Annotated in this window: 15 protein-coding genes; 4 read left to right on the top strand and 11 right to left on the bottom strand. The window is 57.5% G+C overall.

The window, feature by feature from the left end; translation table 11 throughout:
• Window positions 1–159: 159 nt before the first annotated feature.
• From B2W96_RS05015 to B2W96_RS05060, 10 genes are all read right to left on the bottom strand, one after another.
• Window positions 160–1,326 carry a sodium ion-translocating decarboxylase subunit beta gene (locus tag B2W96_RS05015; RefSeq protein ID WP_293009155.1) on the bottom strand — a complete coding sequence of 389 codons (1,167 nt, stop codon included), beginning with the start codon at window positions 1,324–1,326 and terminating at the stop codon, window positions 160–162.
• Window positions 1,327–1,346: 20 nt separating this feature from the next.
• Window positions 1,347–1,748: a biotin/lipoyl-containing protein gene (locus B2W96_RS05020; protein ID WP_293009157.1), complete on the bottom strand. Its 402-nt coding sequence runs from the start codon at window positions 1,746–1,748 to the stop codon at window positions 1,347–1,349.
• Between the two features lie 56 nt (window positions 1,749–1,804).
• On the bottom strand, window positions 1,805–2,098 hold the full coding sequence (locus B2W96_RS05025) for an OadG family protein (RefSeq protein WP_293009159.1): 294 nt from the start codon (window positions 2,096–2,098) through the stop codon (window positions 1,805–1,807).
• Between the two features lie 38 nt (window positions 2,099–2,136).
• The gene (locus B2W96_RS05030) at window positions 2,137–2,277 is read right to left on the bottom strand and encodes an OadG family protein (RefSeq protein ID WP_293009161.1); all 141 of its coding nucleotides are present in this window, start codon (window positions 2,275–2,277) and stop codon (window positions 2,137–2,139) included.
• A gap of 33 nt (window positions 2,278–2,310) precedes the next feature.
• Window positions 2,311–4,080 carry an acyl-CoA carboxylase subunit beta gene (locus B2W96_RS05035; protein ID WP_293009163.1) on the bottom strand — a complete coding sequence of 590 codons (1,770 nt, stop codon included), beginning with the start codon at window positions 4,078–4,080 and terminating at the stop codon, window positions 2,311–2,313.
• A 99-nt stretch (window positions 4,081–4,179) separates the two neighbouring features.
• Window positions 4,180–5,322: a (R)-2-hydroxyglutaryl-CoA dehydratase subunit beta gene (hgdB, locus tag B2W96_RS05040; protein WP_293009165.1), complete on the bottom strand. Its 1,143-nt coding sequence runs from the start codon at window positions 5,320–5,322 to the stop codon at window positions 4,180–4,182.
• Window positions 5,319–6,602 (bottom strand): 2-hydroxyacyl-CoA dehydratase subunit D, encoded by a 1,284-nt coding sequence (locus B2W96_RS05045; protein WP_293009167.1) that lies wholly within the window; start codon window positions 6,600–6,602, stop codon window positions 5,319–5,321. Before B2W96_RS05045 ends, hgdB begins: the two co-directional genes overlap by 4 nt.
• Window positions 6,603–6,706: 104 nt before the next feature.
• Complete coding sequence (gene hgdC, locus B2W96_RS05050; protein ID WP_293009169.1) at window positions 6,707–7,492, bottom strand: (R)-2-hydroxyglutaryl-CoA dehydratase activase HgdC; 786 nt, start codon at window positions 7,490–7,492, stop codon at window positions 6,707–6,709.
• Window positions 7,493–7,867: 375 nt separating this feature from the next.
• A complete protein-coding gene (locus B2W96_RS05055) occupies window positions 7,868–8,836 on the bottom strand; it encodes a hydroxyacid dehydrogenase (protein ID WP_293009171.1) in 969 nt (322 codons plus the stop codon).
• 277 nt (window positions 8,837–9,113) lie between these two features.
• Complete coding sequence (locus B2W96_RS05060) at window positions 9,114–9,965, bottom strand: helix-turn-helix transcriptional regulator (protein WP_293009173.1); 852 nt, start codon at window positions 9,963–9,965, stop codon at window positions 9,114–9,116.
• A gap of 195 nt (window positions 9,966–10,160) precedes the next feature.
• Here B2W96_RS05060 and B2W96_RS05065 point away from each other — a divergent pair, with 195 nt between their 5' ends.
• From B2W96_RS05065 to B2W96_RS05075, 3 genes are all read left to right on the top strand, one after another.
• The gene (locus B2W96_RS05065; protein ID WP_293009175.1) at window positions 10,161–11,273 is read left to right on the top strand and encodes a CoA transferase subunit A; all 1,113 of its coding nucleotides are present in this window, start codon (window positions 10,161–10,163) and stop codon (window positions 11,271–11,273) included.
• Window positions 11,274–11,275: 2 nt separating this feature from the next.
• Complete coding sequence (gene gctB, locus B2W96_RS05070; RefSeq protein ID WP_293009177.1) at window positions 11,276–12,070, top strand: glutaconate CoA-transferase subunit B; 795 nt, start codon at window positions 11,276–11,278, stop codon at window positions 12,068–12,070.
• 244 nt (window positions 12,071–12,314) lie between these two features.
• Window positions 12,315–13,190 (top strand): radical SAM protein, encoded by an 876-nt coding sequence (locus B2W96_RS05075; protein ID WP_293009178.1) that lies wholly within the window; start codon window positions 12,315–12,317, stop codon window positions 13,188–13,190.
• Between the two features lie 131 nt (window positions 13,191–13,321).
• Here B2W96_RS05075 and B2W96_RS05080 read toward each other — a convergent pair whose 3' ends face one another.
• Window positions 13,322–14,011 carry a polysaccharide deacetylase family protein gene (locus B2W96_RS05080; protein ID WP_293009182.1) on the bottom strand — a complete coding sequence of 230 codons (690 nt, stop codon included), beginning with the start codon at window positions 14,009–14,011 and terminating at the stop codon, window positions 13,322–13,324.
• A 367-nt stretch (window positions 14,012–14,378) separates the two neighbouring features.
• On the opposite strand from B2W96_RS05080, the gene B2W96_RS05085 reads away from it, so the two are divergent.
• Window positions 14,379–15,230 carry a NifB/NifX family molybdenum-iron cluster-binding protein gene (locus B2W96_RS05085; RefSeq protein WP_293009180.1) on the top strand — a complete coding sequence of 284 codons (852 nt, stop codon included), beginning with the start codon at window positions 14,379–14,381 and terminating at the stop codon, window positions 15,228–15,230.
• Window positions 15,231–15,390 lie beyond the last annotated feature (160 nt).

A 15,390-nucleotide genomic window follows, 5' to 3' on the forward strand; every position in this document is an offset into this window, starting at 1 on the left:
CGCTCTTCCGATCTTCTTCTTGACTTTTCGTCCCTCCCAGTCTCCTTCTGCCGCAAAATAAGCGAAGCGTTTGCGGCGGAACAAGGAGGAGCAAGGAAGCGAAGCGCGGTTTTCGCCACAGGCGGAAACACAGCGCAGCGGACTTTGCTCCGACGCCGCTTAGCCGAAGAGCTTCAGCAGGCAGCCAGCCGCCACCGCGGAGCCAATCACGCCGGCCACGTTGGGGCCCATGGCGTGCATCAGCAGGAAGTTGGAGGGATTGTATTTCTGACCCACCACCTGAGACACGCGGGCCGCCATGGGAACAGCGGACACACCGGCAGAGCCGATGAGGGGATTGATTTTGCCGCCGGAGACCACATACATCACCTTGCCAAACAGCACGCCGCAGGCAGTGGCGAAGCAGAACGCCATCAGGCCCAGGAAGATGATCTTCAGCGTATCCGCGCTGAGGAAGCGCTCGGCCACGGCGGTGGCGCCCACAGAGGTGCTGAGGAAGATGGTGACAATGTTCATCAGGTTGTTCTGCACGGTATCGCTCAGGCGCTCGGTCACACCGCACTCCTTAAACAGGTTGCCCAGCATCAGGCAGCCGATCAGGGGAGCCACAGAGGGCAGCACCAGGCAGGTGACAATGGTGACCATGATGGGGAAAACCACCTTCTCCGCCTTGGAGACGGGACGCATGGTGTCCATCTTGACCTTACGCTCCTTCTCCGTGGTCAGCAGCTTCATAATGGGCGGCTGAATCAGGGGAATCAGAGCCATGTAGGAATACGCCGCGATGGCAATGGCCCCCAGATATTCCGGAGCCAGAATCTTGGTCAGCCAGATGGCGGTGGGGCCGTCCGCGCCGCCGATGATGGCGATGGAGGCAGCCACGTTGGGCGCAAAGCCCAGAATGTTGGCCAGAATCAGCGCCACGAAAATGCCGCCTTGGGCGGCCGCGCCCATGAACAAAGAGGAGGGACGGGCAATCAGTGGGCCAAAGTCCGTCATGGCGCCCACGCCCATGAAAATCAGGGAGGGGTAGATTCCGGTCTTCACGCCGATATACAAAAGATCAAGCAGACCTCCGTCATGAAGGACGGTTCCATAGTTCACGTCCACACCCCAGAATTCCGGATGATACATCCCCGCGCCGGGCAGGTTCGTCAGCAGCATGCCAAAAGCAATGCCCACCAGCAGCAGCGGCTCGAACCCCTTCACGATGCCAAGGTACAGCAGCACGCAGGAAATAACAATCATCAGCAGTTGCTGCCACTCCATCATCGCAAAGCCGGAGGTTCCGGCAAGGCCGGTGATAACTCCAGTGACTAAATCCATCGGTTAAAGCTCCTTTCCGATTAACCCAGCTGAACTAGCTGAGCGCCGGCGTCAAACTGCTCACCGATCTTAATAAACACCTGTGCCACCGTACCCGCGCAGGGAGCCATAATCTCATTTTCCATCTTCATGGCCTCGAAGGTCAAAAGAACCTGACCGGCAGCGACGGCGTCGCCCGCCTTGACGGGAACGGACAGCACCTTGCCCGCCATGGGGGCGGTAACGGTTCCCTCTCCGGCGGCAACGGGAGCGGCGGGAGCGGCCGCAGGTGCCGCAACGGGGGCAGGAGCAGCGGTGGGCGCGGGAGCGGCGGCAGGAGTCACGCTCTGGATGCGGGGAGCAGCGGCGGAAGCGGAAGCGTCATTCTCAGCCACCTGAACGTCATAAGCCTTGCCATTGACGGTAATCGTGTAAGCTCTCATGTCAATTTCTCCTTAAAACTATATGAATTTTATTTTATCTGGGGATCAAAAGACGTTCAGTCCAAATCCCGCCGATTGCGGATGAAGGGGTTGCGGCGTCCGCGCTCGTATTCCGCAATGGCCGCGGAGAGAACGGCAATCAGTTCCGCGTCGTCCTGTCTCGGCGCTGCCGCAGGGGTGGCAGCGGGAGCAGCAGGTGCCGAGGAAGCCGTTTTTTCTTTTTTGGCGGCAAAGAATTTGCCGAATGCGGTGATAATCACAAAGAGCAACAGCAGAACAACAAATACCACTGCCATACTGACAAGGCTGACGATGCCCGCCACGCCCAGGCTCATACTACCATGGATCATACATTCACCCTAAGAAGCAAACGCTTTCCTTTCTTCAATCATTTGTCTTCTTTTCGGGAGAAGACCTTTCCAAACCCGGTGATAATCGCGTAAAGCGACAGCAGCACAACGAACACCACCGCCATACTGACAAGACTGACGATGCCTGCCACGCCCAAGCCCATACTACCGTGAATCATACATTCACCTCAAGAAGCATCCGCTTCTCTTTCTTATTTGTTCATCAGACGGTCCCAGTCGCGGATGATTCTGGGCGTCATCATGTGGTGGAAGGGGCAGATGGACTCGGGATTCTGATAGGCCGCGCCCACGAACGCACAGATATAGTTGCGCAGCTTGGTCATCTCCACAATCTCGTCCACCAGACCGGTCTTGGCGCAGGAAGCAGGACGGGACTTATCGGTATACTCCTGAATCAGCTCGTTCATCTTGTCGATGGTAGGCTGAATATCTTTCCCCTCCTTCTTGTCCTTGACAAGACGGCGGGAATACATGGCGGCGGCGGCGGTTTCGCCGTGCATCACGTAGATTTCAGTGGCGGCGGTGCCGATGCTGAAGACGTTGCGCGCATTGCCCTGCGGTCCGCCCATGACATAGTGAGCGGCGGCGGTACCCTTGCGCAGGGTAATCTCCATCTGGGGGACCTTCGCGTTGTGGATGGAGTAAATCAACGACTGGCCAAGGCCCAGCAGCTCCGCCTTCTCGGCGGGGTCACCCACGTCGATGCCGGTGGTATCCTGCATCCACACGATGGGCAGGCGGTCCCGTCCGCACATGGTGACAAACTCACTCATCTTAATCAGGCCCTGACGATACAGCTTGCCGCCAACGCCCACGGAACCGGCCTCGCGATACTCTGGATAGCCGGGAATCAAACCCTGATAGTTTGCCACCACACCGGTGAGAAGACCGTTGATTCTGGCAAGGCCGCAGACGATTTCGGGGCCGTAGCCCTTCTTGAACTCCATAAACTCGCTGTTGTCGAACAGGCAGGCCAGCACTTCCCGGATGTCATAGGCACGCTTCTGGTTGGCGGGCACGCGGGTATAAAGCTCCTCACCCTGATGTGCAGGCTCCATGGGATCCGCCACCCGGAAGAAGTTCTCGTTGTAGCCGGGGATGGCGTCCATATACTTCTTGATGGCAGTCAAAACGCCCTCTTCGCCGGAGTAAACCTCGCGGAAGAAACCGGTTTCGCCAAAGTGGATGTGCACCGCGCCGGGAGGATCGATCTTTCCGGCCTTGACGGTGGCATCGATCAAAGCCTCGGCGGCCTCCTCGTCCACATAGCCCTTGGGATTCATGCCTCCCACGATGCCCGCGCCGCCCACGGCCATGTTGGCCTTCTCATGGGCGATGAGGATGGTGGGGCTGACGGCGTGATAGCCGCCGCCCGCGGGGTTGGTTCCGTAAATGCCCACCAGCACGGGAATGCCCATCTGCTCCAGCTCGGCATGACGGTAGAAAGGTGTGCCGCCGGTGACACGGCCCGCGAAGACCTTCTCCTGCTCATCCAGCTTCACGCCGGAGCAGTTGAGCACGTACACCAGAGGAATGCGGAGCATCTTGGCAATGTCTGTGGCCCGGGTCAGCTTCAGGGCCTGACCGGGAACCCATGCGCCCGCCAGCTTCTTGTTGTCGGAAGCGATGACCACGGCCCACTTGTCCTGAATCTTGCCCATGCCGATCAGTACGCCGGTGGAGCCGTCCTTGTTGTTCTCGGGATTATACAGGCTGTCCAGCGGGCACCAGGTGCCCTCGTCCACCAGAAGATTCACCCGCTGTTGGGCTGTCATCTGCCCGGCCTGATTGAGGGACTCATCGCTGCGGCCTGCGGCCAAAGTGGCCTCCACCTCAGCGTTATATGCGGCTTCGACTTCCCGCAGGGTCTTCTCGTTTTCCTCATTCGCCGCTTGAAGCGGCGTTCCCAGTTGAGGCATGTTCTGGAAATAGGAAGGCATGGAATAGCCAAATGCGCTCATATCGTACCACCTTATCATGTAATTTAGCCGTGGCTGGAAAAGCGGGACGGCAGCCCGGCCAATCGGCCGTCCCGCGCAATTCAAGCTTTTATCTTTTTCTCAGAGGGAAAGCACATCCGCAAACGCCTGAATGGCGGTGCGGGCCTGACCGAAGTCCCGCATCTGCTGGTCCACGCCCAGCTTGATATGGGGAATTCCGGCCTCGTCCAGCGCCTTTTTCAAAGAGGGATACTCCATCTCCTCCGGGTCGCAGAACTGCTGCATAAACAGCACCAGACCCTTGGCCCCGCTCTCCTTCACCAGTCTCACCACATGCTCGCCCCGGCGGTTTTCGCTGGAGCTTTCATCGTAGAGCAGCACGTCAAAATCCTGATCGGCAAACTGCTGAGCCAGCGCTTCCATGGGATCGCCCGTTTCCGGCGCGTCCACCCGGAAGGCCCGGGACTCGTGGGCCACGTCGTCGGCGGCGATGGCCACCTTGTTCTCTTCAAAAATCTCCAACAGCTTGGGATTGTCGCAGATGATGCCGGAGGTGACCACTTTTACGCCCTTCCAATTGCACTCGGGCAGGGCCTTCAGCTCCGCATTGAGGGCTTCCAGCTTTTCGGCATGCTCCGCCTTGGGCATAAACCACGCGGCCCTCAGCACCGCGCTGCGCATCACGGGGGTAATCACGTCGCAGTGGTCGCTTGCAAGCTTCACGAACTCCCGGCGGGCGGCGCGGCTGCGGTTATAGACCTTAATGGCCTCCCGCAGGGCCTCGTCGGTAATCGGTGCGCCGGAGATTTTCTCAAGCTCTGTCTTGATGTGGGTATACTGGTCCATGCAGAACTTCTTGCCGTAGGCAGGTTTGCGGTTCTGGGGATGCGCCAGGAAAATGCAGGGCAGCTTCTCGCTCATGGCCACGCGGATATTCTGGCTCATGGGGCGCAGGGTGTCGCAGATGGTGGGGGTAATCACGCCGTCTAGCAGGTCCAGCGTGCCGTCCAGCAGCATCTCAAGGTCTAGCTGGGCGATGGTGCAGTAAAACGTGGCGCAGTATTCCTTGGCCTGAGAGATGGTCTTGTTGTTGCTGCCCCACAAACCGAAGGGCATCATTCCGGCGGCGGCCACCAGCTCCTCGGGTGCGTAATAGGGCATCACGCCAATGCACTTTTTGCCCTCCGCCTTATACTTCTTGAGCTGCTCCTTGGGGCTTTCCGCCACGGCGGCAAACTCCTTTACAATTCCTTCGATGCTCATGCCCTGGCCTCCTTCTGCTTCATGTTCTCCTCCATGGCCTCCACCAGACCCTGTACCCGGGTTTCATACTGGGCCTCGTTGAAGTTGCGGGGATCGGCCTGATCGCCGTCGAACCCGGCGCAGGGCACGCCCAGATCCTTTGTGAAGCGGCGCTGCATCTCGGCCATGTAGCCGGACCAGGGCTTGCAGGAGCGGTTGTAATGAACCAGCACGCCGTCCACCTTGTTGTCTCGGCAGATGCCCTCGCGCCAATCCACGCCCTGCTCAATGCACACGCTGTTGGGCGCCTTGCAGTAGGCTCTCGCCATGTCGTCCAGACCGTCGTACACAAAGCCGAAAGCGGGGGCATACACCACGGCGGTGACGTTGACGCCGTTGGCCTTCAGGGGCTTAAACAGGGTCTTCAGGTTGGGCCAGCATGGGATACCCTCGAACATAATGCGATACTTCTCGGGGAAGGGCGCGGTGGTGGTGCCGTTTTTCACGTGCTCCTCCAGCTCGGTGGCCAGCAGCTCAAAGGCCTCGGCCGTCTCCACCTTGCCGCGGGCGGTCACCACGTCCGCCATGTGGTTGAACAGGTCAAAGCCGCTCATGGGAGAGGGCTTATACTGCAAATAGTCACACACCTTCAGCCATGCCTTGGCAGTGCGGTTTGCGTTGGCGCAGGCCTGCTCGAACTTCTTCTCGTCGAACTTTGTTCCGGCGATTTTCTCCATCTGGTGAATCGCATCATCAAACTGGCCGCGGATATAGGCCACCTGAGAATCGCTGACGGTGACCTCGTTGTTGTAGGGCACGTCGATCATGATGAGGGGGATGTTGTGCATCCGGGCAATGTTCTCGTACCACTTGGTCATGCAGTTGCAGATGTTGTTGCAGCAGAGCACAAAGTCCGGCATGGGAACGCGGCGGGACTCGTTGGTGGTCTCCACTCCGGCGGAATAGGCAAGGGAAATTCGGGCATAGCCGCAGATGTCCGGGTCATAGCCCAAAGACTCCGCCGCCTCGCACATCCGCTGCCCGTCGTGCTGGGCGCCGATGCCGGCGGCCTGATTCTCCGGGTAGACAACCGCCAGACCCAGGGCCTCGGCAATCTCGCAGGGGAACTTGGACGAGGACCAGCCCACAGGGCGGCCTGCCTCCTTCGCCTCCCATGCGGCGGCGTACACCTTGCTCACCACGTCCCGAAGGGCCTGCGTACCGGGGCTGGCCGGCTTGGGGGCCTTCTTTACGGGAGCCGCCTCTGTGGCGGCTGCGGTGTTCTTTTCGTTTTCAGCCATGAATATATCCTCCGTTTCTCATAAGCTTGCGTTTCTTTTCCTGATATTGCGCCGCATTCCGGTCGGGATGGGCGCGTGGTTCCCCTTTCGGGATCACTTGCTGATTATTTTGCGGCCTTTTGAAAGGCATAAAGCGCCGCGCCCAGCGCGCCGTTGTACTGTGTCAATGGCGAGGTGAGAATGGGATGGCCCAGCACCTCCTGCAAGGCGGAAACGATCCCGCCGTTCTGCGCAACGCCGCCGGTCATCACCACCGCGTCCCGCACGCCGATGCGCTTGGCAAGCCCCACCACCCGGGAAGCCACGGACTTGTGGATGCCGTTGATGATGTCCTTCTTGTCGCTGCCCTTGGCAAGCTGGCTGATGACCTCGCTCTCTGCGAACACGGTGCAGGTGGAGCTGATTTCCACGTTTTTGGTAGACTGTGCGCCTAGTGTCGCAAGATCCTCCACCTTTACCTCCAGCACGCGGGCCATCACGTCCAGAAACCGGCCTGTACCGGCGGCGCACTTGTCGTTCATGGCAAAATTCACCATCACGCCGTTTTCAATCTCCAGCACCTTCACGTCCTGCCCGCCGATATCGATGACGGTGCGGACCTGCGGAAACAGGAAAAACGCACCCTTTGCATGGCAGCTCAGTTCGCTCATCTGGTGGTCCGCCACGTCGTCCAGAGAGTTGCGGCCATAGCCGGTGGCCAGAATGAAGGCCATGTCTTCCTTCTTCATCCCCGCAGCATCCAGCACCTCCGCGATGGCGCGGCTGGGGCCGCTGGTCCCCGCGCCCACGCTTACAAGCGACTTGGCCACAATATCCTTCCCGTCTCTCATGATCACGCATTTGGAGGCGGTGGACCCCACGTCGATGCCCATTGTATAAATCTCACTCATAAAAAGCAGCCTCCTCTGGGGCAGTAGGGAACGCAACCCCGTGTTTTCCCCCGCGCTTTGGAACACATCCACCCTGAATCCGCGAAAATCCTTTGAAACAGGTGGTTTTTTGATGATTCCACAGCCTTAGAATACCATATGGGGGCAAATTGTAAATACTGCCGCGCGTTAAAAAATTAGCATATATTGCTTTTTGCTTCGTCTGCTCTCACAATTTTGCCCAGTTCAAACCAAAAAAATTGACAGATTGTCAAATAAATTGACCGGACGCAACCAATCTCCGGGTAAAAACCGGCCGCCAGCCGAAAGCAATTTCAGCGGGCGGCCGGAAAATTGGGTCGGCGCAGCTCGGGCGCCGCGCCCCCCGAAATTGCCTCAGATCTTGTTGGCGGGGCAGACCGGGGTCCGCCCATAGCACAGGTTCACAAGATCGGTGGCGCAGGAGGTACAACAGTTAATCACGGATTCCTCCGTGGAAGCGGCGGTATGGGGCGTGAGGACCACGTTTTCCATATCCAACATCTGGCGGCTGTTTTCGCTGAGCGGCTCCGGCTCAAACACGTCCAGTCCCGCGCCGAACAGCACGCCGGTCTTCAGGGCCTCCACCATTTCCTCTTCGTAAATCAGGCCGCCGCGGGCCACGTTCAGGAAAATGGCGCGGGGCTTCATCATTTTGAACTGCTCCATGCCCACGGTTTTCTCCGTGGAGGGCATCAGGGGCAGGTGGATGGAAACAAAGTCAGCGGTCTTCCAGATTTCGTCGGCATTGTCCTTCAGCTCGATGGGAAGGCCGCCCAACTGCTCCTTGGTGACATAGGGATCATAGCCGATGACCTTCATCCCAAGGCCGTTGATGCACTTGCCCGCAAAAATCTTCGCTATTCTGCCGCAGCCCAGCAGGCCCAGGGTCTTTCCCTCCACCTCAACGGTGTTTTCAAGGCCCATGCGCACATAGAAATTGCCGTTGCGGAACTGCTTATCCACATAGCTGAAGCGGCGCGCGGTCATCATCAGCAGCATCACGGCATGTTCTGCCACTGCGTTTGCATTGCCGGAGGGGGCGAATACCACCTGAATCTTTTTAGAAGTGGCATAGTCAAGGTCAATATTGTCCAGACCCGCACCCTGCTTACCGATGCCCTTCAGATTAGGGCAGGCGTCGATCATAGCGGCGGTCACCGGCTCGGTGCGGCACATAATCACATCGGGCTGATACTCCTTCAGCTCCCGGAGATAAGTCTCCTCATCCAGGCCGCTTGCAACCTTTACTTCCACATCGTTGCTGTTGAAGATTTGGGTCGCCACATCGCTGAGCTTGTTGGTGTAATAAGCCTTGTATTTCATGACTTGCGTTCCTCCAAAAATCCATTTTTTCGGGAGCGGCGGATTGTTTTATCCGCTTCCGATTTTATATATCACGTAGTATTATCATAGCCTACTCTTTTTAATTTTGCAAGTATTCCTGCAATGTATTTTTAATTTTCCATAATTTCCGTCATTTTTGACGGGTTTCCAAACCCCTTTTCGTCATTTTGTAGAGCAAAATTCTCTGCATTTCCCACGAATATAGGAAATACAGAGAATTCATGATATATATTGTGCTTGTGGACAAAACACGGATTTACTTCCGTTCTCCCTGACTGAACCGCTTGGCATACTGCTTGGGCGGCAGTCCTGTCAGGGACGTGAAGGTGCGGATAAAGTGCTCGTTGCTCTGAAAGCCCACCATCTCCCCCGCGGTCTGCACCCGGTATCCGTCCTGCAAAAGGCGGCGGGCCCGGAGGATGCGGGTGTTGATGACATATTCCATCACGCTGAAGCCCGTGGCCTCTTTAAAGCAGTGACTCAGGTAGTATTTGCTGATAAAAAATTCCGAAGCCACTCGCTCCAGCGTCAGCTTCTCCGCCAGATGCTCCTGCAAATATTCCAGCACCGCGCTGATTTGCAGCGCCCCTTCCCTGCTGCCGGGGTCTGAAGGGCGCTCGATCTGGCACAGCTCGTCCGCCCACCGGCGGACCGGCGCCATGGACAGCGCCTGAAGCAAAAACTCCGACAGAAGCAGCATCTGGTTCAAATCGGAGCCAAAGCCCGCGTTCTTGCGGCCCTGCTCCCAGTCCAGCCGCTTTAAAAGCGACAGCAGTTCGTTGTACCGGGTTCCCGTCTCCACCATCCGCTCTGCTTCCTGCACCCGGCGGTAAAGATCGGTCCGGGGCGTGGAGATGGCATGAATCGTGGGAATGGGCACATGGAGCACATACCGCTCATACGGCTCGGCAGCCAAAGTTTTATGCAGCGTGGCGTCCGGAAGAATAAACAGAGCCTCGGGGTGCAGAGAATAGACCTGATTCTCCACGAACATTTCTCCGCCCCGTGAGACAGGCATCAAAAATTCAACGCTCTCATGAAAATGCGGGCGGTCCATGTACCAGGAGTTATCCCGGCTCATCTTTAAATAAAACGGCTGCACCTGCATACCGGAACCCTCCTTTCATCTCTGCCTGCAATGGCGCAAAATCAGGCAGTAAAACAATATCCGCTAATTTTTTCGCGCAAATGTTCCTTTACAGAGGTTTAACATATGGTACTATGATATATGATTCCCTATGAAAACACAAGCTTTTTTGTGTTATTCAGACAGAAAAACAATCAAGATGTGGAGGCAATCGTAATGGGAAAAGTTTGCACGCTCTCCGAAGCCGTAGCCCGGTACGTGAAGAGCGGAGACACCATCTGCTTTGGCGGTTTTACCACCAACCGCAAGCCTTATGCCGCCGTGTATGAAATCCTGCGCCAGGGGCAGAAGGATTTCACTGCATGGGGCGGTCCCGCAGGCGGCGACTGGGACATGATGATCGGCGAGGGCCGCGTGAAGGCGTATATCAACTGCTATACCGCCAACTCCGGCTATACCAACGTCTCCCGCCGCTTTCGCGCTGCCATTGAGGAGGGCAAGCTGACCTTTGAGGACTACTCTCAGGACGTCCTGATGCTTCAGCTCCACGCCGCGTCTCTGGGCCTTCCCTTCCTGCCCGTGCGCCTGATGAACGGCTCCGGACTGACGGAGCACTGGGGCATCAGCCGCGAGGAGCGGGAAAAAATGGACTCTGTGGACAACGACAAGTTTGTCTACGTGGACAATCCCTTCAATCCCGGTGAAAAGGTCATCGCCGTGCCGGTGCCCAAGCTTGACTGCGCCGTCATCCATGTGCAGAAGGCATCCCCCGACGGGACCTGCATTATCGAGGGCGACGAGTTCCACGACGTGGACATCGCCGTCGCCGCCAAGCGGACCATCGTCACCTGCGAAGAGCTGGTTTCCGACGAGTTTATTCGCCGTGACCCCACGCTGACCCGCATCTTCGGCATGTGCGTGGACGCGGTGGTTCACGCGCCCCACGGCGCATGGCCCGCCCAGTGCTACGGGTATTACGATGTGGACGGCAAGGCCATGACGGAATATGACAAGGCATCCAAATATCAGGACGCGGACGACGCCAAGCGCCAGCTTGCCAAAGCCGCCGAGAAGGCCCAGAAAGCCGCTGAAAAGGCTCCCGGCGACGCAAAGGCCGCCGATGCTGCCGCACGGGCCGCCGCCGCCGCCAAGGGTGCGGAGGACGGCACCGCCATTCCCGAAACCTTCCAGGATTTCCTGAACAAATGGGTATACAGCGTGAAAACCCATGAAGAGATGTTGGATAAGGTGGGCGCAAGCCACCTGATTTCCACCAAAAATGTGCCCGGCCTTGGCTATGCCGGAAAAATTCCGGAAAGGACGTGCTGAAAATGCCTGATTATACGAATTACACAAAGCAGGAAATGCAGGCCTTCGCCATCGCCAAAAACATTCAGGCGAACCAGATTGTCATTGTGGGAACAGGCCTGCCGCTGATCGGCGCATCCCTCGCCAAGCGGATTATCTGTCCCTCCTGCCACCCCATCGTGGAGAGCGGCCTGATGGACTGCGACCCCGTGGAGGTACCCCGCAGCGTGGGCGACAACCGCTTTATGGCACACTGCGCCGTGCAGTGGCCCAACGTCCGCTTCATCGGCTTTGAGGCCAACGAGTGGCTTCACGGCGAGGACCGTCTGATTGCCTTCATCGGCGGCGCACAGATCGACCCCTTCGGCAACGTGAACTCCACCTGCATCGGCGACTATCATCACCCCAAGACCCGCTTCACCGGGTCCGGCGGAGCCAACGGCATCGCCACCTACTGCAACACGGTCATCATGATGCAGCACCAGAAGCGCCGGTTCATCGACCAAATCGACTATGTGACCTCCTGCGGCTGGATGGACGGACCCGGCGGACGCGAGCGGGCGGGTCTTCCCGGCAACCGGGGCCCCCAGATGGTGGTCACGGACCTTGGCATTATGAAGTTTGACGAGGAAACCAAGCGGATGTACCTCGCTTACTACTACCCCTTCTCCACGCCCGAGATGGTGCAGGAAAACACGGGATTTGAAATCGACGTGAGCCACGCCCAGTTGATGGAGGGTCCCGATCCCGAAATCATCCGCATTATCCGGGAGGAGATTGACCCGGGTCAAGCGTTCATCAAAGTTCCCAAGGCATGATTTGTCCCTCCCGCCGTACAGACACTGCTTAAAAAGCCTCGCAGAGTTTTGCCGCCGGGGCGGAAAAATAAATTGGAATCCGTTTTCTCCGACGGCATGTACGTCGGGGAAAACTCCGCTCGATCTGCAAGTGTACGGAGGAGCCGCCTTTGGCGGTTCCTCCGTGCGCGCAGTCAGACCGCAATCCCTTTCAAAAAATTCGATCACGCGAATTTTTTGAAGCAACGCGAAAAAGGAGGATCCTATGCTGCACTATTCCGGAACCGTGTACCGTCCCCCCAGCGAGGCACACAGCCTGATCATTCAGGTAACTGTGGGTTGCAGTCACAACAAATGCGCCTTTTGCAACATGTACAAGGACAAGAAATTCTCCGTTACTCCGAGAGAGCAGGTGCTGGAAGACCTGCGCTGGGCGCGGGCCCACTATCCCCATGTAGAACGCTTTTTCCTTGCCGACGGAGACGCGCTGATTCTCCCGACAGACCGTCTTCTGGAGATTCTGGGGGATATCCGGACGCTGTTTCCCGAGTGCACCCGCATTTCCACCTACGCAAGCCCCAAGAGCATTCTGGGGAAAACTCCCGAGGATTTGTCCGCTCTTCGCGATGGGGGACTGGACTTTGCGTACCTTGGCCTTGAGACGGGGAACGAAGCGCTGCTTCAAAAAATCAACAAGGGCGTGACGGTTGCCCAACAAATTGAGGCAGGTCAAAAGCTGAAGGCCGCCGGGCTGACCCTCTCTGTCACCGCCATCAGTGGCCTTGCCGGCTCCAACGGGGACTGGCAGGCCCATGCCATCGACACCGCTAAGGCCCTGAGCGCCATCGGGCCAGACTTTATCGCCCTGCTGACCCTGCGCATCTATACCGGCACGCCTATGGCCGATTGGGTGGCAAGCGGCGAATTGGTAACCCCCACGCCCATGGAGCTAATCCGGGAGACAAAGCTTCTTCTGGAGCATATCGACTGCCCCGGCGCGGTGTTTCGCTCCAACCACGCCAGCAACTATTTGGTACTGGCAGGAAACCTGAATCAGGACCGGGACCGGCTCATCGCCGAGTGCGAGGAAGCCCTGCGGGGCGAAGCGCCGCTGCGCAAATATGTGGAGCTGGGGCGCTAACGCTCCTTCCCGGAGTGAATTTGTCCAATGGCCGCGTTTTTCGCACAGGCGGCCCACTCTGAAGATATGAAAAACACCCCTCCGATGCAAAAGCGTCGGAGGGGTGTTGTTGATTGGAATGAAGTCTCCCGCTATTTTAAAACGGTGGACAGCTCCCGGTTCATGGTCACGGTGATACGGGGCAGATCGTGAAGCCCCCATTTCAAATCCGCAATTTTCGGTTTTGTCACCGCCGTGACGGGAAACAGCCGGTTTACAAGCTCCTCCGCGTCTGGCTCCTTCAGGCCGAAGGGATACGCAAAAAAGACGGGGGCCTGCCCCACTTTCTCCTTAATTAGGTCATAGCTCCTTTGGATATCGTCCAGAACCCGGGTCTGAAACAATTCGTCAGTCTCTCCGGGCCTGCGCTGAATCCCATTGATGCCGCCGGGTACAAAGCTTCCCCCCAAGTCTCCCAGATTGTGAAGCTCATAGCTGTGGGAGCCGATCTCTACCAGCCCCGACCCGGTCATTTCCCTGCACATATCCCAAGTGAGGAAGTTATCGGTCGGAAGCTCCGGCATCTCCACAATGATGGAAATAACCGCCTTCGTCTGATATCTCTGCAAAAGCGGGTACAGCAGCTCATAGTTGCTGCGGTATCCGTCGTCAAAGGTAATCAACACGGGCTTTTCCGGCAGAGGATCTCCTTTCGCCAGCTCCCGGGGCAAAACCGTTTGATATCCACGGTCCCTCAGCCAGCACAAATCCTTTTCCAAACGGCTCTCAGTGACGGTCATGTCGTTGCATTCTGTCCCGTCCGCCACCACATGGTGATACATCAAAACCGGAAGGGGCGTCCTCCCGTGGGCCGATACCCTCCATATGCCCAGCCCGCTAACCAGAGCCGCTGCCACAAGGGCGGCGATTCCCCACCTGCTCCAAACATGCCTTTTTTTCGGACGCGTATGCCGCTTCAAACCTGTCAGCTCCTTTTCAGTAGAACGATTTTTACTCTCATTTTATTAAGACGGTGGCGGCACCCAAAAAGTAACGCCGTTTGTATAGTGATATTATATTTTTTTAAAGAAACAGTTTAATTAAAAAGCAGTTAATGGTATATGCCAAATAAAGCTTGACATTTTTAAAGAGCGCAGTATAATGCAGTTAATTGGTATATACCAAAAAGCACACTTGGAGGAACTTACTTTGCCAAGACCAAAAAAATGCAGAAGGGTCTGCTCCCTTCCGCCCAGCTCCGCCTTTGTCCCGGTCAACGGCGGCGCGCAAAAGCAGTCGGTTATCCTGACGGTGGACGAATACGAAACCGTTCGTCTCATCGACAGGGAGGGGCTTTCTCAAGAGGAATGCGGCGCGTACATGGAAATTGCCCGCGCCTCGGCCCAGCTGATTTACGCGTCGGCCCGCAAGAAAATTGCGTCCGCGCTGGTGGACGGCCTTCCCCTAAAAATTGAGGGAGGCGACTACCGTCTGTGCAGCGGCACGGAGGCTTCGTGCGGCTTTGGCGGCTGTGGCCGACATCGCCGCTGCTGCGGTCAACCCGACACACAATTAACAGGAGGAATTTTGATGAAAAAAATTGCGGTCACCTATGAAAATGGAAGTGTCTTTCAGCACTTCGGCCACACGGAGCAGTTTAAAATCTACGACGCGGAGGACGGGAAAATTACCGGCTCCTCCATGGCGGATACCAACGGCAGCGGACACGGGGCGCTGGCGGCCTTTCTGGGTGGACTGGGCGTGGACGCCCTGATCTGCGGCGGCATCGGCGGCGGTGCACGAACGGCCTTGTCCGAGGCAGGCATTCAGATTTACGGCGGCGTATCCGGCAGCGCCGACGAAGCCGCGGCGGCACTGCTTGCCGGAAGCCTAGCCTATAATCCCAACGCGTCGTGCAGCCATCACCACGACGAAGAACACGCCCACACCTGCGGTGAGCACGGCTGCGGTGAGCAACATCACGGAGAACACCGCCACGGTGGTGAGCATTCCCACGGAGAGCATCGCCGTGGGGAGCATCGCAGCAAAGAGCAGCACTGAGGCGAACACATTCGGGGACGGCCTGTTTTACAGGCCGTCCCCGGTCTTCTGAACCGTGTCTGGTCCGAAACCTTTGTCGGACATAAAACGTCTTTATTATAAAGCCACCGGCTCAAGCTTCGTCACACATACGCGCCACGCAATTGCTGTAAAGCCGGTA

Origin of the sequence: Oscillibacter sp. UBA6647, from assembly GCA_002455655.1 — a bacterium.
Lineage (GTDB): Bacteria > Bacillota > Clostridia > Oscillospirales > Oscillospiraceae > Oscillibacter.

Excerpts from the sequence above, each read along its gene's own strand:
- B2W96_RS05015 (WP_293009155.1), bottom strand. The coding sequence starts at position 1,326 with ATGGATTTAGTCACTGGAGTTATCACCGGCCTTGCCGGAACCTCCGGC.
- B2W96_RS05020 (WP_293009157.1), bottom strand. The coding sequence starts at position 1,748 with ATGAGAGCTTACACGATTACCGTCAATGGCAAGGCTTATGACGTTCAG.
- B2W96_RS05025 (WP_293009159.1), bottom strand. The coding sequence starts at position 2,098 with ATGATCCATGGTAGTATGAGCCTGGGCGTGGCGGGCATCGTCAGCCTT.
- B2W96_RS05030 (WP_293009161.1), bottom strand. The coding sequence starts at position 2,277 with ATGATTCACGGTAGTATGGGCTTGGGCGTGGCAGGCATCGTCAGTCTT.
- B2W96_RS05035 (WP_293009163.1), bottom strand. The coding sequence starts at position 4,080 with ATGAGCGCATTTGGCTATTCCATGCCTTCCTATTTCCAGAACATGCCT.
- hgdB (WP_293009165.1), bottom strand. The coding sequence starts at position 5,322 with ATGAGCATCGAAGGAATTGTAAAGGAGTTTGCCGCCGTGGCGGAAAGC.
- B2W96_RS05045 (WP_293009167.1), bottom strand. The coding sequence starts at position 6,602 with ATGGCTGAAAACGAAAAGAACACCGCAGCCGCCACAGAGGCGGCTCCC.
- hgdC (WP_293009169.1), bottom strand. The coding sequence starts at position 7,492 with ATGAGTGAGATTTATACAATGGGCATCGACGTGGGGTCCACCGCCTCC.
- B2W96_RS05055 (WP_293009171.1), bottom strand. The coding sequence starts at position 8,836 with ATGAAATACAAGGCTTATTACACCAACAAGCTCAGCGATGTGGCGACC.
- B2W96_RS05060 (WP_293009173.1), bottom strand. The coding sequence starts at position 9,965 with ATGCAGGTGCAGCCGTTTTATTTAAAGATGAGCCGGGATAACTCCTGG.
- B2W96_RS05065 (WP_293009175.1), top strand. The coding sequence starts at position 10,161 with ATGGGAAAAGTTTGCACGCTCTCCGAAGCCGTAGCCCGGTACGTGAAG.
- gctB (WP_293009177.1), top strand. The coding sequence starts at position 11,276 with ATGCCTGATTATACGAATTACACAAAGCAGGAAATGCAGGCCTTCGCC.
- B2W96_RS05075 (WP_293009178.1), top strand. The coding sequence starts at position 12,315 with ATGCTGCACTATTCCGGAACCGTGTACCGTCCCCCCAGCGAGGCACAC.
- B2W96_RS05080 (WP_293009182.1), bottom strand. The coding sequence starts at position 14,011 with ATGTATCACCATGTGGTGGCGGACGGGACAGAATGCAACGACATGACC.